This window comes from Bacillus sp. FSL R5-0523, assembly GCF_037975295.1.
In the GTDB taxonomy this organism is placed as follows: domain Bacteria; phylum Bacillota; class Bacilli; order Bacillales; family Bacillaceae; genus Bacillus; species Bacillus subtilis.
In genome coordinates, this window is record NZ_CP150251.1 from 1,068,758 (window position 1) to 1,087,251 (window position 18,494).

Annotated in this window: 16 protein-coding genes and 1 pseudogene; 10 read left to right on the plus strand and 7 right to left on the minus strand. The window is 45.4% G+C overall.

Translation table 11 applies throughout. The features are described from left to right. Positions 1-118: 118 nt before the first annotated feature. On the plus strand, positions 119-310 hold the full coding sequence (locus NYE53_RS05500; RefSeq protein WP_014476318.1) for a hypothetical protein: 192 nt from the start codon (positions 119-121) through the stop codon (positions 308-310). A gap of 74 nt (positions 311-384) precedes the next feature. Here NYE53_RS05500 and trpP read toward each other — a convergent pair whose 3' ends face one another. The 3 genes from trpP to NYE53_RS05515 form a co-directional block, all read right to left on the minus strand. Beyond that, positions 385-903, minus strand: coding sequence for a tryptophan transporter TrpP (gene trpP, locus NYE53_RS05505; protein ID WP_003233236.1), 519 nt, complete (start codon positions 901-903; stop codon positions 385-387). A 124-nt stretch (positions 904-1,027) separates the two neighbouring features. Next, on the minus strand, positions 1,028-2,107 hold the full coding sequence (serC, locus tag NYE53_RS05510; protein ID WP_339247641.1) for a 3-phosphoserine/phosphohydroxythreonine transaminase: 1,080 nt from the start codon (positions 2,105-2,107) through the stop codon (positions 1,028-1,030). Positions 2,108-2,253: 146 nt separating this feature from the next. After that, entirely contained in the window at positions 2,254-2,691 is a 438-nt protein-coding gene (locus NYE53_RS05515; protein ID WP_339247642.1) for an HIT family protein, read from the minus strand. A 487-nt stretch (positions 2,692-3,178) separates the two neighbouring features. Here NYE53_RS05515 and ecsA point away from each other — a divergent pair, with 487 nt between their 5' ends. Genes ecsA through NYE53_RS05530 form a run of 3 tightly spaced genes read left to right on the plus strand, consistent with a single transcriptional unit; the run spans position 3,179 to position 5,871 of the window. After that, positions 3,179-3,922, plus strand: a complete 744-nt coding sequence (gene ecsA / locus NYE53_RS05520; protein ID WP_003233230.1) for an ABC transporter ATP-binding protein EcsA — start codon at positions 3,179-3,181, stop codon at positions 3,920-3,922. After that, positions 3,915-5,141 carry an ABC transporter permease EcsB gene (ecsB, locus tag NYE53_RS05525; protein WP_339247643.1) on the plus strand — a complete coding sequence of 409 codons (1,227 nt, stop codon included), beginning with the start codon at positions 3,915-3,917 and terminating at the stop codon, positions 5,139-5,141. Before ecsA ends, ecsB begins: the two co-directional genes overlap by 8 nt. A 19-nt stretch (positions 5,142-5,160) precedes the next feature. After that, positions 5,161-5,871: an EcsC family protein gene (locus NYE53_RS05530; protein WP_339247644.1), complete on the plus strand. Its 711-nt coding sequence runs from the start codon at positions 5,161-5,163 to the stop codon at positions 5,869-5,871. A 17-nt stretch (positions 5,872-5,888) separates the two neighbouring features. Here the strand turns inward: NYE53_RS05530 and sndC are convergent, their stop codons facing one another. The 4 genes and pseudogenes from sndC to hmoB all read right to left on the minus strand — a co-directional run bounded on the left by sndC (position 5,889) and on the right by hmoB (position 9,469). Beyond that, positions 5,889-7,079 (minus strand): N-acetyl amino acid acetylase SndC, encoded by a 1,191-nt coding sequence (gene sndC, locus NYE53_RS05535; RefSeq protein ID WP_339247646.1) that lies wholly within the window; start codon positions 7,077-7,079, stop codon positions 5,889-5,891. A gap of 71 nt (positions 7,080-7,150) precedes the next feature. Then, a complete protein-coding gene (locus tag NYE53_RS05540; protein ID WP_339247649.1) occupies positions 7,151-8,542 on the minus strand; it encodes a hypothetical protein in 1,392 nt (463 codons plus the stop codon). 64 nt (positions 8,543-8,606) lie between these two features. Continuing rightward, positions 8,607-8,924 (minus strand): annotated as a pseudogene (locus NYE53_RS05545) (hypothetical protein). Between the two features lie 44 nt (positions 8,925-8,968). Next, positions 8,969-9,469 carry a heme-degrading oxygenase HmoB gene (hmoB, locus tag NYE53_RS05550; protein ID WP_003244748.1) on the minus strand — a complete coding sequence of 167 codons (501 nt, stop codon included), beginning with the start codon at positions 9,467-9,469 and terminating at the stop codon, positions 8,969-8,971. A 121-nt stretch (positions 9,470-9,590) separates the two neighbouring features. On the opposite strand from hmoB, the gene NYE53_RS05555 reads away from it, so the two are divergent. From NYE53_RS05555 to NYE53_RS05580, 6 genes are all read left to right on the plus strand, one after another. Then, entirely contained in the window at positions 9,591-11,735 is a 2,145-nt protein-coding gene (locus NYE53_RS05555) for a transglycosylase domain-containing protein (protein WP_251186881.1), read from the plus strand. Positions 11,736-11,856: 121 nt separating this feature from the next. After that, the gene (hemE, locus tag NYE53_RS05560; protein WP_251186882.1) at positions 11,857-12,918 is read left to right on the plus strand and encodes a uroporphyrinogen decarboxylase; all 1,062 of its coding nucleotides are present in this window, start codon (positions 11,857-11,859) and stop codon (positions 12,916-12,918) included. A 71-nt stretch (positions 12,919-12,989) separates the two neighbouring features. After that, positions 12,990-13,922, plus strand: coding sequence for a ferrochelatase (gene hemH, locus NYE53_RS05565; protein ID WP_339247653.1), 933 nt, complete (start codon positions 12,990-12,992; stop codon positions 13,920-13,922). A 14-nt stretch (positions 13,923-13,936) separates the two neighbouring features. Further along, entirely contained in the window at positions 13,937-15,349 is a 1,413-nt protein-coding gene (gene hemY, locus NYE53_RS05570) for a protoporphyrinogen oxidase (RefSeq protein ID WP_339247654.1), read from the plus strand. 143 nt (positions 15,350-15,492) lie between these two features. Then, positions 15,493-16,068 carry a TetR/AcrR family transcriptional regulator gene (locus NYE53_RS05575; protein ID WP_014479348.1) on the plus strand — a complete coding sequence of 192 codons (576 nt, stop codon included), beginning with the start codon at positions 15,493-15,495 and terminating at the stop codon, positions 16,066-16,068. 70 nt (positions 16,069-16,138) lie between these two features. Next, positions 16,139-18,466 (plus strand): YhgE/Pip domain-containing protein, encoded by a 2,328-nt coding sequence (locus NYE53_RS05580; RefSeq protein WP_339247656.1) that lies wholly within the window; start codon positions 16,139-16,141, stop codon positions 18,464-18,466. Positions 18,467-18,494: the final 28 nt, after the last annotated feature.

An 18,494-nucleotide genomic window follows, 5' to 3' on the forward strand; every position in this document is an offset into this window, starting at 1 on the left:
CCGTCTTTTTCTTCAAATAGGATTCATTCAGCATTTTTCATTTTTGTTGAAAGCCTGAACTTCTATACATAGCTTGCTTTATTTTAGCATATTTTTTAAGTGAAAAGGAGGGAGAAGGTTGTCTGTCTTTTTGATTGTGTTATCCTGCATCACTCTTGCCTTCGCTTCAGGCGCTGTTTACTATATCAGACTTCTCAGCCAGGCTGCTTCTTATCCGCCCAAGAAAGTCATCCGGCAGAAAGCGCTTGTTTGTTCAACCGGAACCGCCTTTACACTATGTCTTATCTTTTTCACAAAACTCCTCGCTTAAAACATGCTGACATGCTGCGGGCGCTCTGTTTTAAAAAAACCTCTCCCGGAAGCGGAAGAGGTTTTGTGTGACAATTATTTAGCAGCTTCCATAAAGCTTGAACGTCTTAAAATGGTTTGCACAATCGGATAAATAATAATCATTGAGATTGTATTCAGCACAGCGGCCGGCAGAACAACAGCCGCGAACAATGCGGCGAAACCGCCCGGTAAACCGACGATCAATAAAGCTGACGATAGAAACACAATTCCTGATAAGATGGTCCCGATCACTGTCAGCACAGCGGCTGCACCTGTTTTTCGGCTCTTTCTGAACAAAAGAAACAGGGAGAAGAACAGAAACGCTGATACCGGTTTATCAATGATGTTAGGGATCTGTCCAGCTGGAAACGCGGTTGTAAGCGCGGAAATGATTCCGGTCACGATCCCGATGACGAGTACATTTTGCACCCGCGGGAACAGCAGAATGCCCATGAACATCATGATCAGCATCATATCTGGTTTCATGCCGCCTAAAAAGGGCGGAATAATGGAATGAAGCGCTGCGCCGATTGCGGCAAACAGAGCCATAATGACTAACTCTTTTGTTTTCATAACTATGCTCTCCTCTGCTAAGCTTTTTGCCCTCCAATAATATGCTCATCATTTATTGCGAAGGCTTTACAGAATGTGTTATGCAAACAGTATACCAAACGGACGGTTTGCATAGCCAGACTTTTTACTCATTTTCCTGCTGGAATTTCTTCATGAACGCAGCTAATTTTTCACAGTCTTCGAGAGAGACCGCGTTATAAATAGAAGCGCGGCAGCCTCCCACCGAACGGTGTCCGCCAAGGCCGATCATCTTCGCATCTTTTGCTTTCTGGACGAATGTTTTCGTTAATTCGTCATCCCGAAGCGTGAAGGTGACATTCATGCGTGAGCGGCTGTCCTTTCTGGCATGTCCTTTATAGAAGCCGTTGCTTTCATCAATACAGCTGTAGAGAACCTGCGCTTTTTGTTCATTGCGCTGTTCAACAGCTTCCACACCGCCGTTTTCCTTGAGCCATTCCAGAACAAGGCTCAGCATATAAATCGCAAATGTCGGCGGAGTGTTGTAGAGTGAATCCGCTTTGACATGCGTGGAATATTTCAGGATTTTTGGGACGTTCGCATTTTCATTTTTCAGCCAGCTTTTTTTCATGATGACTACAGTCACGCCGGAAGGGCCGAGGTTCTTTTGGGCGCCTCCGTAGATCACGTCAAATTTAGACACATCGATTTTTCTGCTTAAAATATCGCTGGACATGTCGGCTACGAGCGGAATTGGAGAATTCGGAAACTCCTGCCACTGAGTGCCGAAAATTGTATTGTTGGATGTGATATGTAAATATGCGCCGTCTTTTACATTCGTAAGGTCAACCTCTGGAATATAGCTGTAATTGTCTGTTTCACTAGTAGCGGTGATAGACGTGTTCCCGAACAGTTTCGTTTCTGCCAGTGCTTTTTCAGACCAAGCGCCTGTCATGACAAAATGTGCGGTTTTTTCAGGTGTTAAAAAGTTCATCGGAAGCATTGAGAATTGAAGGCTTGCCCCGCCTTGAAGAAACAAGATATCGTAATCTTCCGGAATGCCCATCAGTTCGATTAAGAGGCTTTTCGCTTTTTGGTGCACCGCTTCATACTCTTTGCTGCGGTGGGAAAGCTCCATAACAGACATGCCGGATTCGTTAAAATCAATAAATTCTTTCTGTGCTTTTTGCAGAACTTCCAGTGGCAGCGCTGCAGGACCTGCGTTAAAATTCGTTGTACGTTCCATTATGATCTCTCCCTGTTTTCCACGTTAATGTATAAAATAATACAATTATCCTATCACAAAAATTCAGTTTTTTGATAAAAAATTAGAATTATCAAAAGAAATTGACGGATGTTTGCGAAATGTTCACAAAATAAAATAACCTCATCTTATGATGAGGCCAGGCGTTTTGCGATAGAGGAAGAGATGTTCTGCAGATCCTCCGGTTTATAATCATCAGCATGGGTTTTCCAAACCGCTCCGAATCCATCTCCTTTTCCGTAGCGAGGGATAATATGCATATGGTAGTGGAACACAGATTGTCCAGCTTTTTCGCCGTTATTGTTCAGCGTATTTAAGCCGATCGGTTCAAATTCATCCCGGATAGCGCGGGCGATTTTTGGAACAGCATGGAAATATTTTTTTGCTAATTCATCTGTAAATTCATATACATTCTCAATATGTGTTTTCGGAATGACAAGCGTATGGCCTTTTGTCACTTGGCTGATATCAAGAAAGGCAAGTACATGTTCATCTTCATACACCTTCGCGGATGGAATGTCGCCGGCAATAATTTTACAAAAGATACAATTCTCTGCACAATGCATGAGGGTTCCTCCTTATGAAATTGTTTAGTATGTATACATTCATCGTACCACAGAAATGCAGAAAATAGAAAACAGGATGAACGGCGAGCGTTCACCCTGAATGCAGAGGAAGAGCTTATATGAAGAAAATGTGTTATGCCTTTGGTAAGCACCTCATTTGTCAATAAAATGAAGACTTGTTTAATGCCTAACGATTCCTGCGATAAACACCTCATTTGACAATTTGCTTCATACATGAAGAATTCATCAATTCAGTGAAGAGAAATGGTTTGAGCATTGGACATGTTTATTTTCTATCCAACTGTTTCTAAGACGTCTTTGACAAACACCTCATTTTTCAGTTGATATGCTTTTCCTCTACAACTATTATGATGTCCAGAACCCTGTCTCTTTATGACAGCAAATTCATCATTTGTTAAAAGGGAATTGTTTCAAATCAGGCCTTGTTTTTGGTACTATGAAGAAAAACACTATAAGGGGAGAAACTATGTCTCTGCTATCGGTAAAAGACTTGACCGGCGGATATACAAGGAATCCGGTTTTAAAAAACGTATCATTCACCCTTGAACCGAATCAAATTGTCGGCTTAATCGGGCTGAATGGTGCTGGTAAAAGTACAACAATCAGACATATCATCGGGCTGATGGACCCGCATAAAGGTTCAATCGAATTAAACGGTAAAACGTTTGCTGAGGATCCGGAAGGCTACCGTTCACAATTTACCTATATACCTGAAACACCTGTTTTATACGAAGAATTGACGCTGATGGAGCATCTTGAACTAACAGCCATGGCATATGGACTGTCAAAAGAAACGATGGAGAAAAGGCTGCCTCCGCTTTTAAAGGAATTCCGAATGGAAAAGAGGCTGAAGTGGTTCCCGGCCCATTTTTCTAAAGGAATGAAGCAGAAGGTTATGATTATGTGCGCATTTTTGGCAGAGCCTGCGCTCTACATTATTGATGAGCCTTTTCTAGGGCTTGATCCGCTTGCCATTAACGCGCTGCTTGAACGGATGAATGAAGCGAAAAAAGGCGGGGCGAGCGTGCTGATGTCAACACACATTTTGGCAACGGCAGAACGCTATTGCGATTCGTTTATTATTTTACATAACGGCGAGGTGCGGGCGCGCGGCACGCTGTCAGAGCTCAGAGAGCAGTTTGGAATGAAGGACGCGGCGCTGGACGATTTGTATCTTGAGCTTACAAAGGAAGACGCTGGCCATGAATAATATGCTTGATATTTGGCAGTCGCGGCTGCAGGAGCATATCAAAGAAACAAGAACATACATGAAATATATGCTCAACGATCACCTCGTCATTGTTTTGATTTTTTTTCTAGCGGGCGCTGCAAGCTGGTACAGCAAATGGATACGGGACATTCCCGCTCACTTTCCATCCTTTTGGGTGATGGCCGTGCTGTTTTCGCTCGTGTTGACAAGCTCTTATGTGCGAACGCTTTTGAAGGAGGCTGACCTTGTTTTCTTATTGCCTCTTGAAGCAAAAATGGAGCCTTACTTGAAGCAGGCGTTTGTCTACAGCTATGTGTCTCAGCTGTTTCCGCTTATTGCGCTGAGCATCGTTGCGATGCCGCTTTATTTCGCAGTCACACCGGGGGCTTCGCTCGTATCGTATGCCGCGGTCTTTGTCCAACTGTTGCTGCTGAAAGCGTGGAATCAGGTAATGGAATGGCGCACGACTTTCCAAAACGACCGCAGTATGAAACGGATGGACGTCATCATTCAATTTGCGGCGAATACACTCGTTCTTTATTTTGTTTTCCAATCTGTTTATATGTATGCGCTTCTCGTCTATGTCATTATGGCTGTTCTTTATCTGTATATGTCTTCCGCAGCAAAACGGAAAACATTTAAATGGGAAAGCCATATTGAGTCCGAATTGAGACGAAAGCAGCGTTTCTATCGGATTGCCAACCTGTTTACTGATGTGCCGCATTTGCGAAAGCAAGCCAAACGCAGAGCTTATCTAGACTTTTTGCTGCGGCTTGTGCCGTTTGAACAGCGCAAAACATTTGCCTATATGTTCACCCGCGCCTTTTTGCGTTCGAGTGATTATTTGGGCATTCTTGTCAGATTAACGATCGTTTTCGCGCTGATCATTATGTATGTCTCAGCTAGCCCGCTGATTGCAGCGGTTTTGACTGTGTTTGCCATTTTCATTACGGGCATTCAGCTTCTGCCGCTCTTCGGCCACTTTGACCATCTGGCGCTTCAAGAGCTGTACCCTGTGAAAAAAGAAACAAAGCTGAAAAGCTATTTCTCTCTATTAAAAACTTCACTTAGTATTCAAGCGCTGCTGATGTCTGTTGCGTCTGCCTATGCAGCCGGCTTGACCGGTTTTCTGTACGCGCTGATCGGTTCTGCCGTTCTGATTTTTGTTGTTTTGCCTTCTTATATGACAACCAGGCTGAAAAAGCACGGAAAGCTGTGAACTGAAAAGGGGTAATCAAATGACAGATAATCAGCTGCTGATGCAGGAAGCTTTGCAATGGAAAATGCATTTTTTGCGAAAGGGTTCCATGTTTGAACGCTTTTCGAAGCGTGTGCAGACGAAGGTGAATGAACGGATTCCTGAAAAAATCCATACGGTCGTCACCGAGAGTGTGAAAAAAATGGTAGAAGCGACAATGGCCGGCTCCAATATCATCACTTATAAAAAGGATACAAGCGCACTGTCGCTCAGTGAAAAAAACGAATTGGCGAAAAAAACGATTGTTTCTTATCAGAAAGTGGCAGCTGCTGAGGGAGTCGGCACCGGAGCGGGCGGCATTTTTTTAGGCATTGCTGATTTTCCGCTGCTGCTTTCAATTAAGATGAAGTGTTTATTTACCTTGTCTTCCATTTACGGCTTTGATGTCAAGGATGCACAAGAAAGGATGTTCTTGCTGCTCGTGTTTCAGCTTGCGTTTTCGAGTGATGATGGCCGTAAATCGCTTTTTTCTGTCATCGAAAATTGGGAGACGGAGAAAAAGAGCATCGACTGGAGAGTGTTCCAGCAGGAATATCGCGATTATATCGACGTCGTGAAGCTTTTTCAGCTTTTGCCGGGTATAGGAGCGGCAGTCGGCGGAATTGCCAATTATAAGCTGCTTGCTCAGCTTGGAGAAACGGCAAGACATGTTTTTCATCTGAGGATATTAAAGGAAACAGCCGGAGAATAAACACTCCGGCTGTTTTTTTATAGCTGATGATAGGTGATCGCAGCGCCGGCAAGGACCTTTGCCGCTGTCAGCATGGCTTTTTCGTTGATATCAAATTTCGGATGGTGGTGGGAATAAACTCGATCTGGCTGTTCGGGAGCGGCACCTGTAAAGAAAAAAGTGCCTTTCACGTTTTGTAAGTAATAAGCAAAATCCTCGCCGCCCATTTGCGGTTCACCGTCAATGACCTGCTGAACGCCCTCGGTATTCTTTGCGGTGCTCACCAAGTGGTTCGTTTCGGCAGTATGGTTCACAACCGCCGGATAACCCTGTTCATAGGTGTACTCATAGGACGCGCCGTGCATGCTGCATATTCCTTTTACAACCGCTTCAATTTCTTTCTCCAGAATGTCCCGGACATTTTCATCAAAAGAACGCGCTGTGCCGATGAGTACTGCTTGGTCTGCGATGACATTAAACGGATTGTCGGCGATGAAGGAGCCTGTCGAAATGACGGCGGATTGAATCGGATTGACTTTGCGGCTGACAATGTGCTGCAAAGAGGAAACGATTTGCGAACCGATCAGGACTGCGTCTTTAGTATCATGCGGATGAGCGCCGTGGCCGCCCTTTCCGAAGACTTTAATCGTAAATCGGTCTGCCGCCGCCATTACGGCGCCGGGGCGGCAGAGAATAGTTCCGAGCGGCTCAGTTGCCCAAAGATGAGTGCCGAATATCACATCCGCGTTTTCGAGACAGCCGTCATCAATCATTGGCTTTGCGCCTCCCGGATAATATTCTTCTGCATGCTGGTGGATCATCACAAATGTTCCCTTCAGTTCATGTCTGTTTTGGTGAAGGACCTTGGCCACTGCGAGAAGAGCTGCGGTGTGGCCGTCGTGGCCGCATGCATGCATGACACCAGGCACTTTGGAGGCGTAAGGGACATCTTTTTCATCTTGAATGGGGAGAGCGTCAAAGTCGGCCCGCAAAGCGACTGTAGGGCCGGGTTCGCTTCCTTCTATATATGCTAAAACCCCTCTGCCGCCAACGTTTGTGCGGATTGGGACTCCTAACGATTCATAATAGGAAGCAATAAATGCGGCGGTTTTTTCTTCTTGAAATGAAAGCTCAGGATACATATGAAAATGGCGCCTGATCTCAACCATTTCTTCAAAACAGCCGTCGAGCTGTTTGTTTATCTCTTTCTGCAGTGTGGATATGGACAAAGCCGCTTCCCCCTTTTCTATGTTTTCCATGATTGTATAGAAAAAGTCTGAATATTTCAACTCATGCTGTTTTAAAGCATCATCACAGCTGCGAGGGTTGTCACCAAAAGGCCAATCGCAACGGGAATGAAGTTTTTTCTGGCAAGCTCAAAAGGATCAACTTTGCAAATGGCTGCGGCGGGAATCAACGCCCATGGGACCAGTGTTCCTCCGCCCACCCAGATGGCAGAGATTTGTCCGAGCGCGGTCAGAACGGCGGGATCGGCATGGAGAGCGGACGAAAAGAGCTTTGCGATGGAGCCGGCGAGAGAAATGCCGGAAAATCCTGAGCCGTCAAGGCCTGTTATGGCTCCAGCGGCAGTTAATGCAGCGGCGGCAAGCTCCTTTGACATAGGCATCATATGGGATAAAGCAATGCCAAGATCGTTGACAATGCCGTGGGAACCTTTAGGGAGTGAAGTGCCCAGTATGCTTTCATAGCCTGAGTCGCCAAGATAAAAGAAAGCGGCAATCGGGATGACGGGGCCGAAAACCTTAAAACCGAACTTAAATCCGTCAATAAAATAGCCGGTGATTTTTTCAAGCCCTTTATGCTTATACACGAAAAAATGAACGGTAAGGAGGATACAAATTGCAGACCCGCCAACTAACGCGGTTGCATCATTTCCTTGTAGGTTAAACAAGAGCATGCAGGCGATATCTGCAAGAAAGGCAAGCGGAATCAAAAAAGCCAGTATGGACCGCAGGCGTTTTGGCAAGTACAGCGAGTTGTCTTGTTCGCCGGAAAGAACGGGGGAAAAAGAAGCGGGATGCTCCTGTTTTTTGCGTTCGCGCTGAATCATGATAAAGGCAGCGGTTGTTGTAGTCACACCCATAATCAGCACAAGCGGAATGCTGGCCGAGACGACATCACCGACTGGAATGCCTGCTGCATCTGCAGTCAGCTTTGGCGCCGCCTGAATGACAAAGTCTCCTGACAGGGCAAAACCGTGTCCGAATAAGTTCATGGCCATGGCCGCGGCAAGAGGCGTCAAACCGGCACGTGCGACTGCGGGGAGCAGGACGGCGCCGATTAAAGCGACACCTGGAGAAGGCCAGAAGAAGAGAGAAATGGCGAACATCAGGCCCCCAATCAGCCAATAGGCAGTCACAGGCCCTCTCACAAGGCTTGCAAAGGGAGAAATCATCGCTTCATTTATCCCTGTTTTTGTTAACAAATCACTCATTGAAACGATAAAGCAAATGATGAAAATCGTGGGCAGCAGTTCGCCGGCCGCATAGATAAAGCTGTGGAATAAACTGCTGACAGAAGCTGAAAGTGAATGGCTGGCCCATAGCGATATGATAAAAATGCCGAATAGAGAAATAAATGTCGTGTCTTTTCTCAGCAGCATAAATAGGATAATTGCACCGATAAAAAACACATACAGAACATGGACAGACAAAATCCCGACTTCCATCATCAATCACTCCTTCCGCTTACAGATTATTCATAGGCGGGCGGAAGGTGCCGGGACAGAGGGAGGGTTATGATGGAAGATGAACATTGATCTGTTTCAGCTGCTCAATCGATGATGCCTTAATACTCTATTCGCTTTTTGCAGATGTTTTGGGAAGCATTCAGGAGAAAAAATGACGCACCCTTCAGCAAGCCAGTTTTTTCTATAGGCGATGATGCTTTCCGATGGCTCTAAATATGAATCATCCTCGTGTTGCATCTCCGTAATCATCAAATCCGAACTGAAAACCGCAGCACGGGCAGATTTCATGAGAATGATTGCCTTCATGATCATATGGCGGTTCAGCCAATCTCTTAAACCCGCAGACTGGGCAAGTATGCTTCATTTTGCTTTCCTCCCAATAAAATAAGCTGCCGGACATGCCGGCAGCTATTCGACAGCGAAATATGTGGTGACATAGGAAGGCCGGGAGAAGATCGACGTTGTGTCAATCCCGGCAGATGTATCGCGTTTTTTGTGGGCTTCTTTGTAAGAACCGGACTGCTGCCAGTCTTGAAAGGCGCTTTCCGTTTCCCACAAGGTCAGAATGACATAGGTGTCACTGTCAAGCGGACGGAGCACTCGAATTGCTTCAAAGCCAGGCTCGTTTTCGACTTTTCCCGCTCTGTTTTTAAATCTGTTTTCAAACAGCGGACGCCCTTCCTGAGTAACGGCAATATTGTTCAATACTGCAAAACCGGGATGTTTGATCTCTCCGACTTGGTCAATGACTTCATAAGCGTGTGGTGCCTGGAAAACGGTATCACCGTTTGTTTCATGAATCAAAATGGCGTTTTCCTGCCCCTGCATCAAAAGGATATTTTCTGAGGGATGCTTCTGTACGATCGTTTTTAAAAAATCGGCTGTCCCATATGTAATATAAACCTTCATATCAGCCACCTCCTGCTTGCTAGTATATCAAAACAATGGTATAAGTTTCTATTGGCGAGTGCTTCGAACATAATTCCAAACAATTTTTCCCATACTACCTTTAGAAAGGCGAGGTGAGTTCATGTTTAAGATAAAGAAAAAGAAACTTTTTATACCTATCATTATTTTAGTGTTAACTGCTTTTCTCGCTTTAATAGGATATATTTCAATTATTTTTCTCGGCCATTATGTCATAGATGAAAAAAAGCTTATTCTTCATGCTTCTTCAAAAATTGTTGATCAAAACGGAGATGAGGTTGCAAGCCTGTATACAGAAAATCGCGAGCCGGTCTCGATCAATGAGATTCCGAAGCAGGTCAGAGAAGCGTTTATCGCTGTTGAGGATAAAAGGTTCTATGAGCATCACGGCATTGATGCGAAATCTGTCGGAAGGGCAGTGTACCGCGATATATTAGCAGGCGGAAAGGTGGAAGGCGGAAGCACAATCACCCAGCAGCTTGCCAAAAATATTTTTCTGACACATGACAAAACGTTTCTAAGAAAAACAAAAGAAGTGATCATTGCGATCAATCTTGAACGGGATTACAGCAAGGACAAGCTGCTTGAAATGTATTTGAACCAGCTTTACTTCGGACACGGGGTCTACGGCATACAAGCGGCGTCCCACTATTATTTTAATAAAGAAGTAAAAGATTTGACTGTATCTGAAGGCGCTGTTTTGGCCGCTATTCCGAAGGCACCTTCTACGTACTCTCCGATTTTGCACCCTGATAAAAATAAGGAGCGGCGTGATACAATTCTAGGTATGATGAATGACCAAGGCTATATTAGTGCGAAAGAGGCTGTCACCGCACAGGGCCGGACGCTTGGGCTGCACGTGAAGAAACAGTCGGAAACACCTTGGTTTGACAGCTACATTGACCTTGTGATCAAAGAGGCGGAAGACAAGTATTCCATTTCCGGAGAGCAGCTTCTTCAAGGCGGATACACGATCAAGGTGCCGCTCGATTCGAAGCTGCAGAAGACGGCTTACCAGGTGATGAAAGAGGGAGGCTATTATCCCGGAACAGATCAGAATGCCGAGGGAAGCGCGGTCTTTATTAATAACAAGACAGGCGGTGTAGAAGCGGCCATCGGCGGAAGGGATTACACATCCAAAGGATATAACCGTGTCACAGCTGTCCGCCAGCCGGGTTCCACATTTAAGCCGCTTGCCGTATACGGACCGGCGATGCAGGAAAAGAAATTTAAGCCATATTCTCTATTGAAGGATGAGTTGCAGTCCTACGGAGATTATACGCCGAAAAACTACGACAGCCGGTATGAGGGCGAAGTCACTATGTCTGACGCCATTACGTACAGCAAAAACGCGCCGGCTGTCTGGACGCTGAATGAGATCGGCGTCGAAACAGGAAAATCTTATTTGAAAGCAAACGGCATTGATATCCCTGATGAAGGCCTTGCTCTTGCTCTAGGCGGCTTGGAAAAAGGCGTTTCGCCGCTCCAGCTTGCCGGCGCGTTTCATACATTTGCCGCGAATGGAACGTATACTGAACCCTTCTTTATCTCGAGCATAATAGATGAAGACGGAGAAACAATAGCCGATCATAAAGAAGAAGGAAAGCGGGTTTTCAGCAAGCAGACGTCTTGGAATATGACGAGAATGCTGCAGCAGGTAGTCAAAAAGGGAACGGCCACGTCCGGCACCTATCACGGCGACCTGGCGGGAAAAACAGGTTCTACATCTTATACAGGCGTCTCCGGCGCGACAAAGGACGCCTGGTTTGCAGGCTACACGCCGAAAATAACCGGGGCAGTCTGGATGGGCTATGACAAAACGGATCAAAACCATTATTTGAAAGCCGGGAGCTCATACCCGACGCGGCTGTTTAAGGATATTTTGACACAGGCAGGAGAAACCGGTCATGTGTTCACAAAGCCTAAAAACATTAAAGACCTGGAAAGCCCGATTGAGCTGAAGCCGGTCAAAACACTCACAGCCGATTACACATTTAAAGCAGCGGGGCTCTTTACAATTGAATTAAAGTGGGACGCTCAAGAGGATGATCGGGCTGTATACAGAATTTATGTAAACAAGGACGGCGAGGAGACGCTTCTTGATTCGGTTGAAGGGAAGGGAAGCTATGAAATTCCTTATGCCAACTTATTTTCGGGCGCGTCTTATAAAATTGTGCCTTATAATACACAGACAAAAAGAGAAGGGGAAGGAACCGATTACGTTCAGCCAAAATTGTTTTCCTCTTAATGGAATTCGGCGATTTTTTGAACTTTGAGCTACATTTCTATACCATTTGCCTAAAACAAGGTATAGTGTAATAAGTCAAGAAATACGAACGTATGGTTGCCGTATGAAAGGTGGAAATCAGATGAGTAAACGAGAAACGTTTAACGAGACGTTTTTAAAAGCTGCGCGGGGAGAAAAAGCGGATCACACGCCTGTGTGGTATATGAGGCAAGCAGGGCGCTCACAGCCGGAATACCGCAAGCTGAAGGAAAAGTACGGATTGTTTGAGATCACACATCAGCCCGAACTTTGTGCGTATGTCACAAGACTGCCGGTTGAGCAATACGGAGTCGATGCTGCAATCCTTTATAAAGATATCATGACGCCGCTGCCGTCAATCGGTGTGGATGTTGAAATCAAAAACGGGATCGGTCCTGTGATTGATCAGCCAATCCGGTCTCTGGCGGACATTGAAAAACTCGGCCAAATTGATCCGGAACAGGACGTGCCGTACGTGCTTGAGACAATTAAACTGCTTGTCAATGAGCAGCTGAACGTCCCGCTCATCGGTTTCTCAGGTGCGCCTTTTACGCTTGCAAGCTATATGATCGAAGGCGGCCCGTCGAAAAACTACAATAAAACAAAAGCTTTCATGTACAGCATGCCAGATGCATGGAATCTGCTGATGTCCAAGCTTGCCGACATGATCATCGTGTATGTGAAAGCGCAGATTAAAGCAGGCGCAAAAGCGATTCAAATCTTTGATTCGTGGGTCGGCGCGCTGAATCAGGCAGATTACAGAACATACATCAAACCCGTAATGAACCGGATTTTTTCAGAGCTCGCAAAGGAGAATGTGCCGCTGATCATGTTTGGCGTCGGCGCAAGCCATCTTGCAGGTGATTGGCATGATCTTCCTCTCGATGTTGTCGGGCTTGACTGGAGACTCGGCATTGCTGAAGCCAGATCAAAAGGAATTACTAAAACAGTGCAGGGCAACCTGGACCCGTCCATTTTGCTTGCGCCATGGGAAGTGATTGAGAAGAAAACAAAGGAAATACTTGATCAGGGTATGAAATCAGACGGCTTCATTTTCAATCTTGGCCATGGGGTATTTCCTGATGTCAGCCCCGAGGTTTTGAAAAAACTGACAGCATTTGTCCATGAATATTCACAAAACAAAAAAATGGGTCAATATTCCTAAGCATATCTTTTGGTATCTTAATGATATCCTGTCAAAATGTTTGTATCAGATCATTAAAGAGGGTGTAAACAGTGAGTAGAAAGAAAATGGGGCTTCTCGTGATGGCGTACGGCACGCCTTATAAGGAAGAAGATATTGAACGTTATTATACACATATCAGAAGAGGCAGAAAGCCTGAACCTGAAATGCTTCAAGATTTGAAAGACAGATACGAAGCGATTGGCGGCATTTCACCGCTTGCCAAAATCACAGAAGAGCAGGCGCATAATCTGGAACAGCACTTGAATGAAATTCAGGATGAGATTACGTTTAAAGCGTATATCGGACTGAAGCATATCGAGCCGTTTATTGAAGACGCCGTAGCAGAGATGCATAAGGATGGCATTACAGAAGCAGTCAGCATCGTGCTGGCGCCGCATTTCTCCACGTTCAGCGTTCAGTCCTACAACAAACGCGCCAAAGAAGAGGCTGAAAAACTCGGCGGCTTAACGATTACGTCAGTTGAAAGCTGGTACGATGAACCGAAGTTCGTGAAATATTGGGTTGACCGAGTGAAGGAAACATATGCGTCAATGCCTGAGGATGAAAGAGAAAACGCGATGCTCATCGTATCCGCACACAGCCTGCCGGAAAAAATCAAAGAATTTGGAGACCCGTACCCGGACCAGCTGCATGAATCGGCGAAATTAATTGCTGAAGGCGCAGGCGTTTCCGGATATGCTGTCGGCTGGCAAAGTGAAGGGAACACGCCTGATCCTTGGCTCGGACCCGATGTTCAGGATTTAACACGTGATTTATTCGAACAAAAAGGCTATCAAGCATTTGTATATGTTCCTGTTGGATTTGTCGCGGATCACTTAGAAGTGCTTTATGATAATGATTATGAATGCAAAGTGGTTACTGACGATATCGGCGCAAGCTATTACCGGCCGGAAATGCCAAATGCCAAGCCTGAATTTATTGATGCTTTGGCAACAGTCGTATTAAAAAAATTAGGACGTTAAAGAAGGCGATGAACATGAGTGACGGCAAAAAACATGTAGTCATCATCGGCGGCGGCATTACCGGTTTAGCCGCCGCCTTCTATATGGAAAAAGAAATCAAAGAAAAGAATCTGCCGCTTGAACTGACGCTTGTTGAGGCAAGTCCGAGAGTCGGCGGAAAAATCCAGACTGTCAAGAAGGACGGCTATATCATCGAAAGAGGGCCAGACTCATTTCTGGAACGAAAGAAAAGCGCCCCGCAGCTTGTTAAAGACTTAGGTCTTGAGCATTTGCTTGTCAACAATGCGACCGGACAATCCTATGTGCTTGTAAACCGCACTCTGCATCCAATGCCGAAGGGCGCTGTAATGGGGATACCGACAAAAATTGCGCCGTTTGTTTCTACGGGTCTGTTTTCTTTGTCTGGGAAGGCGAGAGCTGCTATGGATTTCATCCTGCCTGCTAGCAAAACAAAGGATGATCAGTCATTGGGAGAATTCTTCCGCAGACGTGTCGGAGATGAAGTGGTCGAGAACTTAATCGAGCCGCTTCTATCAGGGATCTACGCAGGCGACATTGACAAGCTCAGCCTGATGTCGACATTCCCGCAATTTTACCAGACGGAACAAAAGCATAGAAGCCTGATTCTCGGCATGAAAAAAACAAGGCCTCAAGGCTCAGGCCAGCAGCTGACGGCAAAAAAACAAGGGCAGTTCCAGACTCTGTCAACCGGTTTGCAGACCCTTGTAGAAGAGATCGAAAAGCAGTTAAAGCTGACGAAGGTGTATAAAGGCACAAAAGTGACCAAGCTCAGCCATAGCTGCTCTGGCTATTCGCTCGAACTTGATAACGGCGTCACATTTTATGCTGATTCAGTAATTGTGACTGCTCCGCATAAAGCGGCTGCGGGAATGCTTTCTGAGCTTCCTGCCATTTCTCATTTGAAAAATATGCACTCCACATCCGTGGCAAACGTCGCTTTAGGTTTCCCTGAAGGCTCCGTCCAAATGGAGCATGAGGGCACGGGTTTTGTCATTTCAAGAAACAGTGACTTTGCGATCACAGCCTGTACGTGGACGAATAAAAAATGGCCGCACGCAGCGCCGGAAGGCAAAACGCTGCTTCGGGCATATGTCGGAAAAGCCGGAGACGAATCCATTGTCGATCTATCAGATAATGACATTATCAACATTGTGTTAGAAGACTTAAAGAAAGTCATGAACATAAACGGCGTGCCGGAAATGACATGTGTCACCCGATGGCATGAAAGCATGCCGCAGTACCATGTCGGCCATAAGCAGCGTATCAAGGAGCTGCGTGAAGCACTTGCATCTGCGTATCCGGGTGTTTATATGACAGGCGCTTCTTTCGAAGGTGTCGGCATTCCCGACTGCATTGATCAAGGAAAAGCTGCCGTGTCTGACGCGCTTACCTATTTATTCAGCTAAAACCTCCGCTTTATCGCGGAGGTTTTTGATGTGCAATGGCAATATTGTGTAAAAAATGATTGAATTGAACGGCAGGTTATGATACATTTGCATATGTACTTAATGACTAAAATGTTCAAACGGTCAGTTTCGAGGTGAATACAATGTCAATAGATCGAAAAAAGCTCATTTTGGAGGCGGCTACAAAGTCTTTCACGCAGTTCGGGTATAAAGCGACGACAATGGATCTTGTCGCAAAACTTGCGAACGTGGGGAAGGGAACCATTTATACTTTTTTCAAAAACAAAGAAGAGCTGTTTGACGAGATTTTCACTACTTTATTAAAGGAAATGAAGCAAAAAGCGGATGAAGCGATGGAGCCGAACCTTCCGTTCCATGAAAATGTGCACAGAGCGCTGTTTGCCATTCTGGAGTTCAGGAAAACACATCAGCTGACGATTAAAATTTTCCAAGAGAATGCCGAGATTGGTACAATGGCAGTTCAGGAAGTGATCCAGAAAATGGAGCGAGCCATACTGTCTTATATCAAAAGTAAGATTGAAGACGGGATCAAAAGCGGCGCAATCAAGCCGTGCGACCCTGAGCTGACAGCCTTTGTGATGCTGAAGCTTTATATCGCGCTCATTTTTGACTGGGAAAAACAACACCCCCCGCTTGATAAAGAGACAATTGCGGGACTGCTTGAATTGTATGTTGTCAAAGGATTGTCAGCGAACTAGATAATCCTTTCTCTTTGCAAGAAAATGACCATTTTTCATGATGAGTCAGTTTTAGAATGGAGGCATCAGGATGAACACAATACGAAGTCAGTGGAAAGACATCGTAACAAGTAAAAAATTATTGATTCCCATCATTGCCATTTTGTTTGTCCCGCTTATTTACAGCGGCGTATTCTTAAAGGCTTATTGGGACCCGTACGGCACAGTTGACCAGCTGCCTGTCGTTGTCGTCAACCAAGACAAGGGAGCAACGTATGAAGGAGAAAAACTTCAAATCGGTGATGATCTGGTCAAAGAATTAAAGGATAATAACAACTTTGATTGGCATTTTACCAATGATCTCGACCAATCGTTAAAGGACTTATTGAATCAAAAATATTATTTAGTTGTCGAGATTCCTGAGGATTTTTCTAAGAATGCCAGCACTGTATTAGACAAAAATCCGAAAAAATTGGATCTGAAATACCATACAAATGCAGGGTCCAACTATGTAGGGGCAACGATCGGCGAAAAAGCGATTGATAAACTGAAAGCCTCTGTTTCAAAAGAAGTGACCGAGCAATATACGAAAGTTATTTTTGATAACTTTAAAGATATCGCAAAAGGTTTGAGCGACGCGAGCAGCGGCGCGAAAAAAATTGATGACGGCACAAAGGATGCGAAAAACGGAAGCGCCCAGCTGAAAGAAAATCTGGCGAAGCTGAAGGAAAGCACCGCTACCATCAGTGACAAAACAGCGCAGCTTGCAGATGGAGCGGCTCAGGTGACGAGCGGCATCCAATCACTTGACAGCTCGCTTGGGAAATTCCAGGACAGCAGCAACCAGATTTATGATAAATCTAGTCAACTTGCAGCAGGATCAGGCGAGCTGACAAGCAAGATGAATGAACTTCTTGCCGGACTTCAAAATGTGCAGAAGGGTGCGCCTAATCTGACTAACGGGCTGGATCAGCTTAACAGTAAAGCCCAAGAAGGTTCTGAGAAAGCAGCAAAAGCGGAAAAGCTCATTAATGCGCTCGATTTAACGAAGCTTGAAACTGCTGTAAACAATCTGGAAAAGTCAGAAACTGCAATGAAAGAATTCAAAAAACAGCTGACTGACTTTGAAAACAGTTTGAAAAACCGTGATCAGACATTTAAAAATGTCATCAATTCGAGTGATTTCTTAACAGCAGAGCAAAAAAGCCAGCTGATTAATTCTGTTGAGAAAAAGCTTTCGCAAGTTGATACGCCTGATTTTGATCAAATATTAAGCCAGCTACCTGCAGCTGATCAGCTGCCTGACATCGCAACGATAAAAAGCTCTCTTGAAGACGTGAAAGCGCAGGTGGCGCAGGTGAAAGCCATGCCGGAAGCTACATCTAAGCTTTATAACGGCGCAAAAACAATCCAAGATGCAATTGACAGATTAACTGAGGGAGCTGATAAGATATACAATGGTTCACAGAAGCTGACAGATGGCCAAACTAAACTGACAGCGGGCATCGGTGAATATAATAAGCAGTTCGCAAAAGCAAAAGCGGGCTCAGAGCAATTGGTGACAGGAAGCAGCCAAGTATCCGGCGGATTGTTTAAGCTGTTAGACGGGTCTAAACAGGTCCAAAGCGGATCATCAAAACTTGCAGACGGATCTGCATCACTTGATACAGGTTTAGGCAAGCTGTTGGACGGCACAGGAGAGCTGTCTAGTAAGTTGAAGGATGCGGCTGACCAAACAGGAGATATCGATGCTGATGATCAAACATATGGCATGTTTGCAGATCCAGTTAAAACCAAAGATGATGCCATTCATTCCGTTCCTAACTACGGTACAGGGCTGACACCTTATATCCTGTCAATGGGCTTATATGTCGGCGGCATCATGCTGACGGTTGTCTTCCCGCTGAAGGAAGCGTCAGGACGTCCGAGAAACGGTTTTGAGTGGTTCTTCAGCAAATTCAATGTCATGATGCTTGTAGGAATCATTCAATCATTGATTGTGGCGACGGTTCTGCTATTGGGAATTGGTCTCGAGGTAGAGAGCACGTGGAGATTTTACGTGTTTACGATCATTACGAGTCTCGCTTTCCTGGCGATAATTCAATTTTTGGCTACAACGATGGGCAACCCGGGGCGATTTATCGCAGTCATTATTTTAGTGCTGCAGCTGGGAGCGAGCGGAGGAACCTTCCCGCTTGAATTGCTTCCGAATTTCTATCAAGTCATCCATGGCGCATTGCCGATGACCTACAGCATTAACGGATTCAGAGCAGTCATTTCAAACGGTGACTTTGGCTACATGTGGCAGATGGCCGGCGTCTTAATCGGCATCGCCCTCGTCATGATTGCACTAAGCATTACTTACTTTACAATGTTAAGCCGGAAGGAAGAATCATCAGAAGAACAGCCGGCTTCATAAAGAAAAAGAACTTGTTTCCTTGGAAACA